Source organism: Bradyrhizobium sp. IAR9 (assembly GCF_013408065.1).
Lineage (GTDB): Bacteria > Pseudomonadota > Alphaproteobacteria > Rhizobiales > Xanthobacteraceae > Bradyrhizobium.
The window spans coordinates 179684-196890 of sequence record NZ_JACBZW010000015.1; the positions used below are offsets into that span (position 1 = coordinate 179684).

General features: G+C 65.3%; 16 protein-coding genes. 11 read left to right on the forward strand and 5 right to left on the reverse strand.

From position 1 onward, the window contains the following. Positions 1–35 precede the first annotated feature (35 nt). From GGD67_RS31975 to GGD67_RS31985, 3 genes are all read left to right on the forward strand, one after another. Positions 36–2156 carry a TRAP transporter permease gene (locus GGD67_RS31975; protein WP_179738399.1) on the forward strand — a complete coding sequence of 707 codons (2121 nt, stop codon included), beginning with the start codon at positions 36–38 and terminating at the stop codon, positions 2154–2156. Then, on the forward strand, positions 2117–2530 hold the full coding sequence (locus tag GGD67_RS31980; RefSeq protein WP_179738401.1) for a DUF1850 domain-containing protein: 414 nt from the start codon (positions 2117–2119) through the stop codon (positions 2528–2530). The genes GGD67_RS31975 and GGD67_RS31980 overlap by 40 nt, the downstream gene beginning before the upstream one ends. A 95-nt stretch (positions 2531–2625) precedes the next feature. After that, positions 2626–3432, forward strand: coding sequence for an SDR family NAD(P)-dependent oxidoreductase (locus tag GGD67_RS31985; RefSeq protein ID WP_179738403.1), 807 nt, complete (start codon positions 2626–2628; stop codon positions 3430–3432). A gap of 61 nt (positions 3433–3493) precedes the next feature. Here GGD67_RS31985 and GGD67_RS31990 read toward each other — a convergent pair whose 3' ends face one another. Together GGD67_RS31990 and GGD67_RS31995 are read right to left on the reverse strand one after the other, a co-directional pair. Then, positions 3494–4264 (reverse strand): hypothetical protein, encoded by a 771-nt coding sequence (locus tag GGD67_RS31990; protein ID WP_179738405.1) that lies wholly within the window; start codon positions 4262–4264, stop codon positions 3494–3496. 112 nt (positions 4265–4376) lie between these two features. Further along, a complete protein-coding gene (locus GGD67_RS31995; RefSeq protein ID WP_312009984.1) occupies positions 4377–5921 on the reverse strand; it encodes a sodium:proton antiporter in 1545 nt (514 codons plus the stop codon). A 149-nt stretch (positions 5922–6070) separates the two neighbouring features. Between GGD67_RS31995 and GGD67_RS32000 the strand changes: the two genes are divergently transcribed. The 5 genes from GGD67_RS32000 to GGD67_RS32020 all read left to right on the forward strand — a co-directional run bounded on the left by GGD67_RS32000 (position 6071) and on the right by GGD67_RS32020 (position 12237). Beyond that, on the forward strand, positions 6071–6835 hold the full coding sequence (locus GGD67_RS32000) for a tetratricopeptide repeat protein (RefSeq protein ID WP_026202530.1): 765 nt from the start codon (positions 6071–6073) through the stop codon (positions 6833–6835). Positions 6836–7105: 270 nt separating this feature from the next. Further along, the gene (locus GGD67_RS32005) at positions 7106–8491 is read left to right on the forward strand and encodes a tetratricopeptide repeat protein (RefSeq protein WP_179738409.1); all 1386 of its coding nucleotides are present in this window, start codon (positions 7106–7108) and stop codon (positions 8489–8491) included. A gap of 373 nt (positions 8492–8864) precedes the next feature. Continuing rightward, positions 8865–10775 carry a propionyl-CoA synthetase gene (locus GGD67_RS32010; protein ID WP_179738411.1) on the forward strand — a complete coding sequence of 637 codons (1911 nt, stop codon included), beginning with the start codon at positions 8865–8867 and terminating at the stop codon, positions 10773–10775. Between the two features lie 254 nt (positions 10776–11029). Continuing rightward, entirely contained in the window at positions 11030–11299 is a 270-nt protein-coding gene (locus tag GGD67_RS32015) for a hypothetical protein (protein ID WP_179738413.1), read from the forward strand. Between the two features lie 191 nt (positions 11300–11490). Continuing rightward, positions 11491–12237, forward strand: a complete 747-nt coding sequence (locus GGD67_RS32020) for an OmpW family protein (protein ID WP_179738415.1) — start codon at positions 11491–11493, stop codon at positions 12235–12237. 304 nt (positions 12238–12541) lie between these two features. Here the strand turns inward: GGD67_RS32020 and GGD67_RS32025 are convergent, their stop codons facing one another. Continuing rightward, positions 12542–13237 carry a DUF1013 domain-containing protein gene (locus GGD67_RS32025; RefSeq protein ID WP_026202531.1) on the reverse strand — a complete coding sequence of 232 codons (696 nt, stop codon included), beginning with the start codon at positions 13235–13237 and terminating at the stop codon, positions 12542–12544. Between the two features lie 243 nt (positions 13238–13480). Between GGD67_RS32025 and ispH the strand changes: the two genes are divergently transcribed. The 3 genes from ispH to rnhA are packed head-to-tail and all read left to right on the forward strand — an operon-like array spanning position 13481 to position 15900. Then, positions 13481–14449, forward strand: a complete 969-nt coding sequence (gene ispH / locus GGD67_RS32030; RefSeq protein WP_092254145.1) for a 4-hydroxy-3-methylbut-2-enyl diphosphate reductase — start codon at positions 13481–13483, stop codon at positions 14447–14449. A gap of 6 nt (positions 14450–14455) precedes the next feature. Further along, entirely contained in the window at positions 14456–15439 is a 984-nt protein-coding gene (locus GGD67_RS32035) for a homoserine kinase (protein WP_179738417.1), read from the forward strand. Further along, complete coding sequence (rnhA, locus tag GGD67_RS32040) at positions 15436–15900, forward strand: ribonuclease HI (RefSeq protein WP_018321313.1); 465 nt, start codon at positions 15436–15438, stop codon at positions 15898–15900. Before GGD67_RS32035 ends, rnhA begins: the two co-directional genes overlap by 4 nt. A gap of 146 nt (positions 15901–16046) precedes the next feature. Here rnhA and GGD67_RS32045 read toward each other — a convergent pair whose 3' ends face one another. Continuing rightward, complete coding sequence (locus tag GGD67_RS32045; protein ID WP_018321314.1) at positions 16047–16532, reverse strand: peroxiredoxin; 486 nt, start codon at positions 16530–16532, stop codon at positions 16047–16049. 108 nt (positions 16533–16640) lie between these two features. Next, entirely contained in the window at positions 16641–17195 is a 555-nt protein-coding gene (locus GGD67_RS32050) for a DUF924 family protein (RefSeq protein WP_179738419.1), read from the reverse strand. Positions 17196–17207 lie beyond the last annotated feature (12 nt).

A 17207-nucleotide genomic window follows, 5' to 3' on the forward strand; every position in this document is an offset into this window, starting at 1 on the left:
CGATGTTATAAGCCACAGGGCTGAGGACGAATAAGATGCTGGAAAAGGCAGAGGGCACGGCGACGGCGCCCGACAAGGTCAAGGTCGAGTTCGACAATTTCGAGCACGGTTTCCCGGAAGGTTTCGGCCCTCGCTGGTGGGGACAACTCGCCTACTGGATCGGCATCGCTTTCGCCACCTTCCAGCTCTATGTCGCCGCTTTCAACTATCTGCCGAGCCAGGTAGTGCGCGGCGTTCATGTCGGCTTCCTCGTCCTGCTCACCTTCGGCCTGATCGCCAATTTCACCGCGAAGAGCAATGCCGGCCGCGCGCTCGGCTGGGTGATCGGCGGCGCCGGCTTCCTGTGCGGGCTCTACCAGTGGATCTTCTATGCGGACCTGATCGCGCGCGACGGTGACCCGACGCGGTTTGATCTCGTGGTCGGCACGGTGCTGGCGGTGCTGATCTTCGAAGGCACGCGGCGCCTGATGGGCGCGGCGCTGCCGCTGATGTGCGGCGCGTGCCTCGTCTACTGGTTCTTCGGCCAGTATCTGCCGTCGCCGCTCAACCATCGCGGCTACGACTTCGACCAGATCATCACGCATCTGTCGTTCGGCACCGAAGGTTTTTACGGCGTGCCGATCTACGTGTCGGCGACCTACATCTTCCTGTTCATATTGTTCGGCTCGTTCCTGGAGCGCGCCGGCATGATCCAGCTGTTCACCGACGTTTCGCTCGGCCTGTTCGGCCGCACCCGCGGGGGACCTGCGAAAGTCGCGGTGTTCGCCTCGGGCATGATGGGCACGATCTCCGGCTCGGGCGTCGCCAATGTCGTGACCGTCGGCCAGTTCACGATTCCCTTGATGATCCGGTTCGGCTATCGCCGCGCCTTCGCCGCCGGCGTCGAGGCCACGGCCTCGATGGGCGGGCAGATCATGCCGCCGGTGATGGGCGCGGTCGCCTTCATCATGGCTGAGACGCTCGGCGTGCAATATTCCGAGATCGTCAAGGCGGCAGCGATTCCCGCGATCCTCTATTTCGCGTCCGCGTTCTGGATGGTGCATCTGGAGGCCGGCAAGCACGGCCTCGTCGGCATGAAGCGCTCGGAGATCCCGAGCGCCTGGAAGGCGCTGGTGACGCGCTGGTACCTCGTGCTGCCGCTTGCCGCCCTCGTCTACATGCTGTTCGAGGGTTTTACGCCGCTCTATGCCGGCAGCATGGGCCTCGCGCTGACGGTGGCGTTGATCCTCGGCACCGCCATCACCACCGGCGCCTCCTCGAATGTGATCCGCACCATCTTCTGGATCGGCCTTGCGCTCGTCGTCGCCGCGCTCTCGCGTGACGGCCTCAAGATCGTGCCGGTCGCCAGCGTCGTGGTCGGATTGATCGTGATCACCGCCTTCGTGCGCGGCGGCTTTGCGGCGTTGCGCGCCTGCCGCGATGCGCTGGCCGAGAGCGCCAAATCCGCGATCACCGTCGGCATGGCCTGCGCCATCGTCGGCGTCATCATCGGCATGATGTCGCAGACCGGCGTCGGCACCATCTTCGGCGGCTGGGTGATCGGGCTCGGCGAGAAGAGCCTGTTCCTCGCGCTGATCATGACCATGCTGCTGTCGATCCTGCTCGGTACCGGCATCCCGACGATCCCGACCTACATCATCACCGCCGCGCTTGCCGCGCCCGCGCTGGCCAAGCTGGGGGTGCCCTTGATCGCGAGCCACATGTTCGCGTTCTACTACGGCATCATGGCCGACCTTTCGCCGCCGGTGGCATTGGCGGCGCTCGCTGCGGCGCCGATCGCGAAGGAGAACCCGGACAAGATCGGCTGGGAGGCGATGCGCATCGCGCTCGCCGGCTATGTCATTCCGTTCATCTTCGTCTACTCACCAGCCCTGATGCTCCAGGCCGGCGACCCCATGGCGGCGAAGCTCGGCTTCTACGGTGCGGTGGCGCTGGCGAGCCTGAAGGCATTGGTGGCGATCGGCCTGTTCGGCATGGTGGCGATCGGCTTCCTGTTCACGCGGCTGACGTTGATCGAGCGCCTGGTCGCACTCGGCGCTGCATTCTGCCTGCTCGGCGAATTCGCGTTCAGCGACACCGCCGGCTTCGTGCTCGCCGCGGCGATCGTGCTGTGGCAATGGCGGCAGCGCCCGCCTGTAACGGTCGAGGCGGCGTGAGCCTCTGCTTCGCAACGGCTTTCGGCGTGAAGGCGCTGGCGCTGTCCGCGTTCACGCTTGCATGGACGCATTCGATCGCGAAAGTCGACTGGCAGGAGGATTGGCGCGTCACCCCCGCCGGTCTCGAACTGGTGCAGGCCCGCGTCAAGGGCACCGGCCCCGGCATGGAGCCACCGCCCGAGGCGCGGCTGGTCGACGGCTGGTTTCAGTGGCAGCCGAAGCGGGCGCCGATGCAGGAAGTCATGCTCGGCAATTCGGGCGCGGCCGGCGAATGGCGGCTGTGCCATGATGGGCAATGCCAGACGCTGTCGGAGATTGTCGGGCATCCCATTGGTGCTAACGTCACCACGATGAAGATTTGCAACGATCCGTAGCCCGGATGGAGCGCAGCGCAATCCGGGACGGTGGCCCCGGATTACGCTTACGCTCCATCCGGGCTACAACAAGAACAACAACAAGGAGACACACGATGGATCGGCTCAAGGGCAAGGTTGCGATGGTGGTGGGCGCCGGCTCGATCGGACCCGGCTGGGGCAACGGCAAGGCGACCGCGGTGACCTTTGCGCGCGAGGGTGCGCAGGTGTTCTGCGTCGACCGCAACGGTGCTGCCGCGGAGGAGACCGCGAAGATCATCACCGGCGAAGGCGGCAATGCGACGGCGTTCACGGCCGACGTGTCCCGGTCTGCCGAGATCGAGGCGATGGTGGCGGCGTGCCTGAAGGCCTATGGCCGCATCGACGTGCTCGACAACAATGTCGGCATCGCCGAGATGGGCAGCGTGGTCGAGGTGACCGAGGAGAGCTGGGACCGCGTCTTCAGCGTCAACCTCAAGAGCGCCTATTTCGCCATGAAGCATGTCATCCCTGTCATGGTGAAACAGGGCGGCGGCTCCATCATCAACATCTCCTCGATCGCCTCGATCCGCCACATGGGCATCTCCTACGTCACCTATGGCACCTCGAAGGCGGCGATGAACCAGATGACACGCACCACCGCGATCGAGTTCGCGCGCCACCATGTCCGCGTCAACGCGATCCTGCCCGGCCTGATGAAGACGCCGATGGTCGAACACTCTGCCGGCCTTGCCGCCAGCTACGCCAAGGGCGATGTCGAGGCGATGTGGCGCGCGCGCGATGCGCAGGTGCCGATGGGTCACATGGGCGATGCCTTCGACGTCGCCAACGCCGCGCTGTTCCTGGCGTCCGACGAGTCGAAATATGTGACGGGGATCGAGCTCGTGGTCGATGGCGGGATCACGTGCAAGGCGGGGGCGTGATAGCCGCCCCACACTCTGCTGTCGTCCGGATCGGCGCTTCGCTTGTCCGGGACAGCGGTGATTACTGCGCCAGTGCCAGAATTCCGCCGGCGAACGAATGCCACGCGGCGCTCTCGCTGATCGGCCAGTTCAGGACCTTCACCGCCAGCAGCGCGAGCGTGCCATAGATGTAGACCGGATGCACGCGGCCTTCGCTGCGCCAGTCGCGCACCATGGCGACGACGAGCAGAAGCGATGCGACGACGGCCGGCGCGATCGTCACCGGCACCGGCGGCGGGCCGGGCGGTCCCGGAGGCGCCAGGAACGTCAGGAACCAGCGCGCGATCGCGGCATCGAGGATCGAGACCGCGGCGAGCAGCATCAGGCGCTTGTGAATCTCGGGTCTGCGCGTGTTCACGATCGCCAGGACGAATACCACGGCGAAGAATGCAATCCCGCTCATCGGCACGATCGAGAAGCCGATGCCGGCCTCTTTCTGCCCGAGCGCGGCGGAGTGCTGCATCACGTGCACGGAAGCGAGGAAGCCGAAGATCGTCATCGCGGTGGCGAGCGACACGCCGGCGATGCCGAGCGAACGGTGATTGACCACGCGCCCCGAGGCTGCGAGCCAGGTCTGAAGCACGAAATAGACAGACCAGGTGAAGAACAACAGTCCGTGAAAGTGAATGACGGGGCTTGCGGACAGCGTCCGGTTGGCGAGCGGAACCCAATAGGTCGGTGCGAAGCCGAGGAATGCAGTGGCCGCGCAGGCCAGGGCCATATGCAGATAAAAGTATCGCGCAGGCGACGCATCTCGCGCGCGTACACGACGGTCGTCGGTCAGAGTCGTCATCAGGAATGAGTCTGGGAAGGTGGAGTTTGGTTCAAACCGTCGTCGTCCCGGACAAGCTCGATCTAAGCGCGCTTGTCCGGGACGACACTGGAGTTTGTAGCTTCCGCTAGCCTCATCCCCCCGCGCTCAATTCTGCGCGATCGAGCTCCTCTTCGAGCCGGTGGAAGGCATCGTCGCCGATCACTTCGGTGGCGCGAAGGTCGAAGATCGATTTGCGCGCGGCCGCGATGGCGCGGCGGCGCAGGGGGTCGGCGGGCAGCTCGCCATTGGCGATGCCGCCGTTGGGATCGCTCCCGGCCTGCATCAGGATGGCGCGATATTCGAGCCGCAGGATCTCCGCCTCCTCCGAGGGATCGCTCTCGATCGCATCGAGCGCGGCGCGATAGGCGACGGCGCGAGCGCGCGCGACCTCGGTGCCGACGGGATCGTCGTCCCTGAGGCCGAACGCCAGGATCAGCGGCCGCAGCGTCAGGCCCTGGATCACCAGCGATCCCAGCACCACCGCAAAGGCGATGAAGACGATGAAGTCGCGATACGGGAAGTTCTCCGGCAAGGCGAAAGCGGTGGCGAGCGTGACGAGGCCGCGCATGCCGCACCAGGAGATGATGAGGCCGCCTTTGGGCGAGGCGACGGCCCTGGGATCGTTCGGATGATAGATCCCCTGCGCGACCAGCACTCGCAGGGTCGTGCGATAGAACGTCACCCAGGCGAGGCGCACCAGGATCACCGTCAGCAGGATCCAGGCCGCGGCCACGCAATATTCCCAGCGCACGTCCGCATCCAGCCGCGTCCAGATCGGCCGCATCTGCATGCCGATCAGCATGAAGGCGAGCACGTTGAGCACGAACACCATGGTTTCCCACACCGCATAAGACGGCACCCGCAGCCGTGCCGGCATGCGCGCCCCCGCCGTACGCGCCATGGTGATGGCGTAGACGACGATGGTGAGAATGCCGGACAGGCCGAGATGCTCCGCGGCGATCCAGACCATGAAGGTGGTGGCGAATTGCACGATGATCGCGCTCGGCGCTTCCTTGACCCGCTCCAGGAGCAGCGGGATGAGGTAGCCCGCGAGCAGGCCGGCGACGACGCTGCCGACCAGTGCCAGCGCCATCGTCGGCGCGACCTGGCTCCAGGTCAGATGCTCGGTGGCGATGGCACCGACCGCGATGCGGTAGATCAGAAGCGCACTCGCGTCGTTGAGCAGGCTTTCGCCCTCCAGGACTTTCACCATGCGGTGGGGCAGCTTGACTTGGCTCAGGATGGCGACTGCAGCGGCCGCATCGGGCGGCGCCACGATGGCACCGAGCGCGACCGCGGCGGCCCAGGGCATATCGGGCATCAGGCGGTGCGCGACGAAGGCGACGCCGGCCGTGGTCAGGCCGACCGCGGCGACGACCAGGGTCGAGACCGGAACCCAATTGTTGCGCAGATCGCGCAGCGAGGTGTCGAAGGCGGCATCGAGCAGGACCGGTGCGACAAAAAGCGCCAAGGCCAGGTCCGGCTCCAGTGTCCAGGACGGGCTGGACGGCACGAAGGCGATCAGCGCGCCGCCGATGGCGAGAAAGGTCGGGTAGGGGACCTTGATCCGCCGCGCCAGCGCCGATAAGGCAACGGCGCCGAGCAGAAGCGCGATGATCCATTCGAATGTCGACACGATGATCCCCGAAGCCGGTTTGCGCGGCGCCACAAGCTAGCACCAATCCGGCCGTATGACGGATAGTACGGCCGCGAGACAAGACTTAAGGCAAGACTTAAGGCAAGGCTCAGGGCAAGACCGAAAGCAGACGTCCGACAGCAACGAGCATGCGTTTTCGAAAACTCATTCAATCGTCAGGTGCTGTATTGTTTTGCGCGCTGTCGCTCAATGCCGCCCGGGCTGCGACCGGCGGTGAGCCGGCTGCGGTGATACAGGTCGATGTCGCCTCATGCCTCGCGGCGACCGCGGCGGACGACATGGACAAGGCCGCCACGGCCTGTGCCGCCGTGATCGACAATGAGAAGACGGCGAAGGGCGATCTGATCAAGGCACTGCTCGCGCGCGCGGCGCTCTATGCGCGGCACGATCAGGTCGATCGCGCCATCGCCGACGACAGCCGCGCCCTTTTGCTCGACCCCGGGCTCGCGGACATCTGGAATGCGCGCGGCGAGCTCTGGCTGAAGAAGGGCGACAAGCCCAAGGCGGTGCAGGATTTCGGCGCGGCGCTGAAGATCGACCCGAACCACGAGAAGGCCAAGGCCAATCACAAGGCGATGGCGCGCGAGCTAGAGCGGATCGGCGCGCAGATGGCGGTCGCCGGCAAGCCCAGCTTCAATTGCAGGCGTGCGGCCCGGGCGGTGGAGAAGGCGATCTGCGGCAACCGCGAGCTCGCCGATCTCGACCGCGAGATCTTTGCCTCCAATGCCCGGGTGATCCGGGAGGCGCGCAATCCGGCGGAAGCAAAGAACCTCCAGCGCGAGCAGGACGAGTTTATCGCCCGCCGCAATGCAGGGTACGGCCGGCCAGGATACGATCTGAAGAAGGCGATGCAGGAGCGACTGCAGCGACTGAATGGCGTGGACGGGCATTGACGATTCTTCGCCTCTCCCCGCGTGCGGGAAGAGGCCGGAACTTGCTTCAGCAAATTCCGGGTGAGGGGGACTCTCCGCGAGTCCAACTCTCACCGTTCTCGCGGAGGCTCCCCCTCACCCCGACCCTCTCAGCGCGAGCGAAGCTCGTCGCGGCCCCGCAGTCGGGGCGAGGGAGTGATGCGCCTGCGCGCCCCCAACTGTTCCCAAATTGAACCCAGCCCTTCCCTGCCGCGACAACGGTGAGAACCCGACGCCACGGAGCCCTATGCCATGTGCGGCACGCATTCTTCCGCGCAAGCGCCTTCGCTTGCCAAAACCTCGCTTCGCACCTTTCTTCTCGGGGCGGCGATGAGCCTCGTCCTTGCAGCCCCTGCCTCGGCGGGCACCGATTCCGTGATGGGCAGCAAGGCTGCTCCCGCGGAGCTGATCCCGGCCTGCACCGTCATCATCGACCAGAGCGCAAGGCCCGCGTCCGACCGCGCCGCGGCGCTGCTGGTTCGTGCCGACGCCAATGCGCGGACTTCGGGCGGCCTCACCCAAGCCCTGCGGGACATCGACCGCGCCATCGCAATCGACGGCAAGAATGCAAGGGCCTGGCGCCTGCGCGGCGACCTCTTGCGCGAGGCCGGCGGCGATCTCAACCGCGCGGCGGCGGATCTGAGCAAGGCGATCGAGCTCGATCCGCACGATGCGGAGGCTTACGAGCTGCGCGGTGTCGTGTACACCACCCAGCGCAGGCTTGACCGTGCGCTCGCCGATTACGACCAGGCGATCAAGCTGAAGCCGGATGATGCACAGGCATGGTCCGACCGCGGCGTGAACTACTATCTCGGCGGCGACAACGAGAAGGCGATCAAGGATCTCAGCGAGGCGCTGCGGCTCGATCCCAACCGTCCGCGCACCTACACCAACCGCGGCGCGGCATACAAGAAGCTCGGCCAGCTCGACAAGGCAGTGGCCGACGACGGCGAGGCGATCAGGCTCGATCCGAAGGTGCCCGAATATTTTGACAATCGCGGGCTCACCTATGCCGCCATGAGAGAGTACGACAAGGCGATCGCCGATTACGACCAGGCGCTGCGCCTGGCGCCCCGGCCGAACTTCTTCACCAACCGTGGCGATTCCTATCAGTTCAAGGGTGAGTTCGGAGCGGCGCTCAGCGACTACGACGCTGCGCTGAAGCTCGATCCGAATTTCGCGCAGACCTATAACAACCGCGCCGTGCTCTACAAGAAGATGGGCGAGCGCAGGAAGGCGCTGGCCGATTACGAGACGGCGCTCAAGCTCGATCCCGGTAACGAGAATGCTGCCAACGGCCGCCGCAGCATGATCGCGGAGATCGCGAAATTCGGCGGTGAGCCGCCGCGGGCGCTGAATGCGGCGTCCGGCAATGGTCCGTCCTTCGAATGCGCGACGGCCAGGCGCGAGGTCGAGAAGGTGATCTGCGCCGATCCGCAGCTGGGCGTGCTCGACCGCCAGATCGCCGAGACCTACGAGCGCGTGCTGAAATCGGCGGGCAAGCGCTCGGCCGGCGAGCTGCGCAAGACCCAGCGCGATTTCCTTAGCCTCCGCAACGTCAGCTTCGGCCGGCCGGGCTATGATCTGAGGAAGGTCATGCAGGACCGGTTGCAGAAGCTGAACGCGATGGAGAGCTGAGGAGCGTTGGAGAAGCCGAGGTCGCGCGGCGGGCTCGCTCACCTCTCCCGCTGGCGGGAGAGGTCGCCGCGATCGAAGAGCGCGGCGGGTGAGGGCATTCTCCTCTTGGAGACTTCCTGCTAAAGCCTCGGGCAATCCCGACGCGGGGGCACCCCCACCCCAGCCCTCCCCCGCAAGCGGGAGAGGGAGCGCAGCGCCGATGCGGCAGCAATTGCGTCTCCACCAAAAGGCCCATCCTTTTCAGCTTGAACCGCGGCCCGTTCCCGGGAAAATACCTCTCAAACAAGGCCGACACTTGATCCGGGTCATGGCGGGGCGACCGTCCGGCCGCAAGGTTCAAGGTCAGGCCAATAAAGGTAACGGGAGCGCGGGAATGAACATCCAGGGCAAGAGCAATTACCACGAGGTCCATGCCCGCTCGCTGGCCGACCCCGAAGGCTTCTGGGCCGAGGCGGCGAAGGAGATCGACTGGATCGAGCCGCCCAAATCGATCTTCGACCCCTCGCAGGGAACCTATGGCCGCTGGTTCACGGGGGGCGTCGTAAATACCTGCTACAACGCGCTCGACCGCCATGTCGAAGGCGGCCGCGCCGACCAGGTCGCGCTGATCCACGATTCACCGCTGGCGGGCAGCGTCACCAAATTCACCTATGCCGAACTGCTGAACGAGGTGCAGGCGCTCGCTGCCATCATGCAGGATTTCGGCGTCGCCAAGGGCGATCGCGTCATCCTTTATATGCCGATGGTGCCGGAGGCCGTGGTCGCGATGCTCGCCTGCGCGCGGATCGGTGCGGTGCACTCGGTGGTGTTCGGCGGCTTTGCCGCGAAGGAGCTTGCCACCCGCATCGACGATGCGCAGCCGAAACTCATTCTCTCCGCAAGCTGCGGCATCGAGCCCGGCCGCATCGTGCAGTACAAGCCGCTGCTTGACGAGGCGATCAGGCTTGCCGGCAGCAAGCCGAAGGCCTGCATCGTGCTGCAACGCCCGCAGCTCACTTGCGACTTGGCCCCGGGCCGGGACTACGATTGGGCGAGCCTGCGCCGCAAGGCGATGAACGACGGCAAGAAGGCCGCATGCGCGCCTGTCGCCGCGACCGATCCGCTCTACATCCTCTACACCTCGGGCACCACGGGCATCCCGAAGGGCGTCGTGCGCGACAATGGCGGCCATCTCGTCGCGGTGAAATGGTCGATGTTCAACCTCTATGGCGTCAAGCCGGGCGAGGTGTGGTGGTGCGGCTCCGACATCGGCTGGGTGGTCGGCCACAGCTACATCGTCTACGGCCCGCTGCTGCACGGCGCGACGACCATCATGTATGAGGGCAAGCCGGTCGGCACGCCCGACGCCGGCGCGTTCTGGCGCGTGATCGCCGAGCACAAGGTGGTCGCGTTCTTCACCGCGCCGACCGCGTTCCGCGCGATCCGGAAAGATGATCCGGAAGGAAAGTTCATCCGGCAATACGACCTGTCGAAATTCCGCACCCTGTTCCTCGCCGGCGAGCGTGCCGATCCGCCGACGGTCGAATGGGCGGAGCAGCAGCTGAAGGTGCCGGTGATCGACCATTGGTGGCAGACCGAGACCGGCTGGTGCATCGCCGGCAATCCGGTCGGGCTCGGCATGCTGCCGGTGAAGCACGGCTCGCCGACGGTGCCGATGCCGGGCTACCAGGTCGACGTGGTCGACGAGGCGGCAAAGCCGGTCGGGCCCAACATCATGGGCTCGATCGTCATCAAGCTGCCGATGCCGCCGGGGTGTCTGCCGACGCTGTGGAATCAGGATGCGCGCTTCAGGGAGGCTTATCTCAGCGAATTCCCCGGCTATTACAAAACCTCGGATGCCGGTTACAAGGACGAGGACGGCTATGTCTTCGTCATGGGCCGCACTGACGACATCATCAACGTCGCCGGCCATCGGCTCTCCACCGGCGGCATGGAGGAGATCCTTGCCTCGCATCCCGATGTTGCCGAATGTGCCGTGCTTGGCGTCAAGGATGCGATCAAGGGCGAGGTGCCCTGCGGTTTCCTGGTGCTCAAGGCCGGCGTGAAGCGTGCGCCCGCCGAGATCGAGAAGGAGATCGTCGCGCTGGTGCGCGACAAGCTCGGCCCGGTCGCGGCCTTCAAGCTCGCCATCACCGTCGGCCGCCTGCCCAAGACGCGCTCCGGCAAGATTCTGCGCGGCACCATCAAGAAGATCGCCGACGGCGAGTCCTGGACCATGCCGGCGACGATCGAGGATCCCAAGACGCTCGACGAGATCGGGGAGGCGCTGAAGGGGCGGGTGTGAGGTTTGCTCTGGCGGTGATGCCGGTGAGACGCGAGGCCGTTGCACCAACTCCGCTGTCATCACCCGCCTTGTGCGCAATCGCGCACTGGAGCGGGTGATACAGTACTCCGCGGCAGCAGTGTGACCCAATGACCGCCGCGGCGTACTGGATTCCCCGCCTTCGCGGGGAATGACGGCGAGCGGGGGAACGGCAGCGAGGGACTTACAATCTCCTCATTCCGCGCTAAACAGGGCCGGCCAACAGGGGACCTCGTATGCCACTCGCCGCCGCGCCGCGCCTCCTTGCAGCTGTGCTGCTCGCCACTGCTCTCTCCGCCTGCTCCGCGCGCCACCAGAATGCGGTGGCGGTGGGCGGCGACGACGACGATGCGGTCTGCCAGAGCCGGGGCTATGCGCAGGGCTCGCCGGAATACGTGGCCTGCCGCAAGGATCGCGACGTCCAGCGCAACGCCGCCACCGCCCGTGCCGATCGCCGCCAGCGCGACCTCGGCGAATACATGCTGAACCATCCCGAGCGGCCCTGAGGGGTGGGCGCCATTATCCTGCCGCGCCGCGCACCCCGCATTCGTGACTTCCGTGACAGATCTGCAACGCCGCGGCCAAATCGGGGCGGCCTCTGGCTGAATTGATCGAAGTCAAATCCTTCAGCGCCCCCTTTCTGCTCTGACGCTCATGTCGCGCAACGACGCGCGAGTGAAGGCTGAAGGGGATTGAAATGCAGAGAACGACAAGAAACCTGGCGCGGCTTGCGACGGTTGGCGCGATGCTCGCGGGCACGTTTGCATCGGTGCAGGCTGCCGATCTGCCGGTCTACAAGAAGGCGCCGCCGCCGGTGGAGGCGTTCAATCCGTGGATGGTGCGTCTGCGCGTGCTCGGTGTGTTGCCGGATGCCGGCGGCTCGACCGTCAACGTGGCGGGCGTGCCCTCGCTGTCCTCGCCGAATTCCGGCCTTTCGATCAGCGACCAGGTCGTCCCTGAGCTCGACATCAGCTACTTCTTCACCAGGAACATCGCGGCCGAACTGATCCTCGGCGTGACCCGGCACTCGATCAGCGGCACCGGCTCGCTCGCGAACCTGCCGATCGGCAAGACCACGCTGCTGCCGCCGACGCTGACGCTGCAATATCACTTCGACCAGTTCGGCGCGTTAAAGCCGTATGTCGGCGCCGGCGTGAACTACACCGTGTTCTTCAACAATTCCGCGGCCAACACGCCTGCTGCAATCGCCGGTCCGCCCGCGATCGTCGCCACCACCACCAATTTGCATGTCAGCAACGCCTTCGGCGGCGCCGTGCAGTTCGGCTTCGACTACATGATCGACCGGCACTGGGGTCTCAACGTCGACGTCAAGAAGCTCTGGCTGCGTCCGGATTACAGCGCCATCGTCTCCGGCCTGCCGGTCACCGGCACCGCGCATATCGATCCCTGGCTGGTCGGCGCAGGCGTGACTTACAAGTTCTGAGGGGGCGTTGCTTGGAGACAAGCTGTGGCCGCAGCCGACCCTGCGCTCCCTCCCCCCTTGTGGGGGAGGGCGGGGGAGAGGGATGGTCCAGGAAAAGGTGCGAGAGACTTGCGCGCGATGCTCTTGAGCTGATCGAGGGTGTCCCCGTGGGATACCCCTCTCCCTAACCCTCCCCCACAAGGGGGGAGGGAACGCAGCTCGCGTGTGGCGACATGCGCGCATTCACTCAGCCGTTCTTACAAACAAAAACGCGGCGGGATTTCCCGCCGCGTTTGTATTCGATGGTGAATGAACGAGAGAAGAACTACTCCTCCTCGTCTTCCTGCTTCTTGCCGCCGAGCGTCTTCAGCTTGGCGAACACGGCGTCGAGGTTGAGGTCGTCGCTCGATCGCTCGGCCGGCTCGAACTCGTCCTTCTTGGTGGTCTCGGAAGCCGGCAGCAGCGTGGCGCCGCCATAGGCTGCGTCGATCGGCTTCTCCTTGGCGGCGCGCGCCACCTCGAAATCGAGCTCGATCTGCGAGCAGAGGCCGAGGGTGACGGGGTCGATCGGGGTCAGCTGGGAGGTGTTCCAGTGGGTGCGGTCCCGTACGCTCGCGATGGTGCTCTTGGTGGTGCCGACCAGGCGCATGATCTGGGCGTCCTTGAGCTCGGCATGGTTGCGCAGCAGCCAGAGGATGGCGCTCGGACGCTCATGGCGGCGCGAGACCGGGGTGTAGCGCGGGCCCTTGCGCTTGGGCTGGGGCGGCAGCACCACCTTGCTCTCCTGGAGGCGGAGCCGATAATCCGGATTCCGCTCGCCCTTCTCGATCTCCTCGCGGGTCAGCTGGCCGTTGGAGAGGGGATCCATGCCCTTGATGCCCTGGGCAGCATCGCCGTCGGCGATCGCGCGCACCTCGAGGGGATGCATCTTGGTGAAATCGGCGACCTGATCGAAGGTCAGCGCGGTGTTGTCGAGCAGCCAGACGGCGGTCGCCTTGGGCATCAGAGGTGCGTTGCTCATGGCAAATCTCCTTTGTGCTTCGCCCACCCCTCTGGAGGCGAAACCGGTGGTCATCAGCGATGACTGGGAATTCGCGCTATATAAGCCCGGAGGGGGTAGCCACGCAATGGTTCTGCTATAGATAGTGCCTTGACAGCGCCCGAAAGGGGGCCCAATTCCCTGTAAGCCCGTACCCAAGCCCTATTCCATTCATCGACCGCTTCCCGCCCATTTGGCGAGGTGATTCGGTCCCGAGATCGCTCAATGTCAGCCAAACCAGACCTCAAGATCGTGCTTTGTTCTCCCCGTGGCTTCTGCGCCGGGGTGGTCCGGGCGATCGACACCGTGGAACGGGCGCTCGATAAGTACGGCGCCCCCGTCTATGTTCGCCATGAGATTGTGCACAACAAATATGTCGTCGACGGGTTGAAGAAAAAGGGCGCCATCTTCGTCGAGGAGCTGGCCGAAATCCCGGAAAACACCACCGCGCCGGTGGTGTTCTCGGCCCACGGCGTGCCGAAATCGGTTCCGGCCGACGCCCAGTCCCGCAATTTGTTCTCACTGGATGCGACCTGCCCGCTGGTCACCAAGGTGCACCGCGAGGCCGCGATCCACTTCAAGCGTGGCCGCGAGATCTTCCTGATCGGCCACTCCCATCACCCCGAGGTGGTCGGCACGCTCGGCCAGCTTCCGACCGGCGCCGTGACCCTGATCGAGACCGCCGAGGACGCCAAGACGATCTCCCCGAAGGACCCCAACAACCTCGCCTTCGTGACCCAGACCACGCTGTCGATCGACGACACCGCGGAGATCGTGGCGCTGCTGAAGGAGCGCTTCCCGAACATCAACGGGCCGCACAAGGAAGACATCTGCTACGCCACCACCAACCGCCAGCTCGCGGTGAAGAAGGTGGCGCCGGTGGTCGACGCGCTCATCGTCGTCGGTGCTCCCAATTCGTCGAACTCGCAGCGCCTGCGCGAGGTCGCCGAGCGCGAGGGCTGCCGGATCGCGGTGCTGGCGCAGCGCGCCACCGACATCGACTGGGACAAGTTCGGCAACATTTCGAGCCTCGGCATCACCGCGGGCGCCTCCGCGCCGGAAGTGATCGTCGAAGAGATAATGGACGCCTTCGCCGAGCGCTACACGCTGCATGTGGAGACGGTCTCGGCCGCTGAGGAGAACGAGTTCTTCCCGCTGCCGCGTCAGGTGCGCCCCGAAGCCGCCGCCGAGTAGACCTTTATGGCGGTCTACACCGACGTTGCCGCCGACGAGCTTGCGGATTTCCTGAAGCAATACGAGCTCGGCGAATTGCTCTCCTACAAGGGCATCGCCGAGGGCGTCGAGAACACCAACTTCCTGCTGCATACCAGCCAGGGGTCGTTCATCCTCACGCTCTACGAGAAGCGCGTGGCGAAGAACGATTTGCCGTTCTTCCTCGCGCTGATGACGCATCTGGCCGAGCACGGCATCAACTGCCCGCTGCCGGTGAAGGGAAGAGACGGCGAGGCGTTGCGCGAGCTGTCCGGGCGTCCCGCGGCGATCATCACCTTTCTCGAAGGCATGTGGCCGCGCAAGCCGAACGTCGCCCATTGTGCCGGCGTCGGTGCGGCGCTGGCGAAGATGCATCTGGCCGGCGCGAATTTTGCGGTTCGGCGCGCCAATGCGCTGTCGGTCGCGGGCTGGCGGCCGCTGTTCGATGCGGCCTCACACCGCGCCGACGAGGTGCAGCCGGGCCTGCGCGCGTTCCTGGCGACCGAGCTCGACCATCTCTCGAGCGGGATCTGGCCGGATAATCTGCCTGAGGGCGTGATCCACGCCGACCTCTTCAACGACAACGTCTTCTTCCTCGGTGACCAGCTCTCGGGGATCATCGACTTCACCTTCGCCTGCAACGACATGCTGGCCTATGACGTCGCGATCTGCCTCAACGCCTGGTGCTTCGAGCCGGATCATTCCTTCAACGTCACCAAGGCGCGTGCCTTCCTCAACGCCTATGGCCGCGTGCGAAAGCTTTCGGAGGCGGAGGAGGCCGCGCTGCCGCTCTTGGCGCGTGGTGCTGCGATCCGCTTCCTGCTGACGCGGCTGGTGGACTGGCTCAACGTGCCGCCCGGCGCGCTGGTCAAGCCGAAGGACCCGCTGGAATATTTTCGCAAGCTGCGCTTCCACCAGAGCGTGACGAGCGTACGCGATTACGGGCTGATGCCGTCAGGATTGGTCGCGTGAGCGAAAAGCCCGTCGTCACGATCTATACCGATGGCGCCTGCTCGGGGAATCCCGGGCCGGGCGGCTGGGGCGCGATCCTGAAGTTCGGCGACAAGGAAAAAGAGCTGAACGGCGGCGAGCGCCACACCACCAACAACCAGATGGAGCTGATGGCGGCGATCTCCGCGCTCGAGGCGCTGAAGAAGCCGTGCACGGTCGATCTCTACACCGACAGCCAGTATGTCCGGCAGGGCATCACCGGCTGGATATTCGGCTGGAAGCGCAACGGCTGGCGCACCGCCGACAAGAAGCCCGTGAAGAATGTCGAGCTATGGCAGCGCCTGGATGCTGCGCTGAAGCAGCACGAGGTCCGCTGGCACTGGGTCAAGGGCCATGCCGGCCATCCCGAGAACGAGCGCGCGGATCAGCTGGCGCGCGACGGGATCGTGAAGGCGCGGTTGCAGCAGCGGCTGGCGGAGTAGCGACGCGTTGTCGGCGCTCCATTCTCAGGTTTCGTAGGGTGGGCTAAGGCGCGTCAGCGCCGTGCCCACCACCTTTCTCTCATGGGAAGTCGGTGGGCACGCTTCGCTTTGCCCACCCTACGGCACTACGGCACTTTCGCCGCGGCTCAGAGCTGCCCGAGCAGCGTATCGCCGCCGGAGACCTCGACCTTGCCGGGCATCGCCTCGAGGTTCAGCTTCTTGACCACGCCGTCCTCGACCAGCATCGAATAGCGCTTGGAGCGGATGCCGAGGCCGTTGGCGGAGGCGTCCAGCTCCATGCCGATCGCCTTGGTGAAATCGGCGTTGCCGTCAGCGAGGAAGATGGCCTCGTCGCGCTGGTCGGTGTCGCGCTTCCAGGCGTTCATGACGAAGGCGTCGTTGACGGAGACGATGGCGATGCTGTCGACGCCCTTGTCCTTCAGGGCATAGGCGTTGAGGAAGATGCTCGGCAGATGCATCTTGTGGCAGGTGCCGGTATAGGCGCCGGGCACCGCGAACAGCGCCACCTTCTTGCCCTTGAAGATATCGTCGGTGGTCTTCACTTGCGGGCCTTCCGCCGTCATCACGCGGAATTTCGCCTCGGGCAGCTTGTCGCCAGTCTGGATCGCCATTGTCGGTCTCCCTGAATATCGATCCCGCTTATTAGACCGTGCGGCGGGCCTGCACAATATTGCCGGCGGGCGAAGCGGTGAGGGTGGGTCCCTTTCACCGTGATGTCATCAGCCGGCGAAGCCCCCCTTGTCGAGAAAGGCCTGCTCTTCCTCGGTGCTGTCGCGGCCGAGCAGGCGGTTGCGGTGGGGAAACCGGCCGAACCGCTGGATGATGTCGGCGTGCTCCCGGGCGTATTTCAGGTTTTCGGCATTCGCGGTGTTCTGAAACAGCGCGACGCAACGCAGCTGGTCGGGCAGGTGCTCGGAATGCATGAAGGGCAAATAAAGGAATTCGAGCAGGACCGGATAGATCCTGCCATCGACCCCGCGATCGATCGCCCGGCGGGCGACGTCGCGCGCCTGGGCATCGCTGGCAAAGGCCTGGGGCGTGCCGCGGAACATGTTGCGGGGGAATTGGTCGAGCACGATGACCAGCGCGAGTGCGCCGTCATCGCTTGCCTCCCATGACGCGAGCTCGCCGGCGACCGCCTTCTGCCGCAAAGCAAGGAAGCGGCGCCTGACCTCGGCGTCGAAGGCCTCGTTGCGCTTGTACCAGCGCTCGCGGCCGGCCTCGCGCCAGAAGGCGAGAATGCCTGATGGCGCGATATCGTCGACGACAGTCATGAACCGCAGACG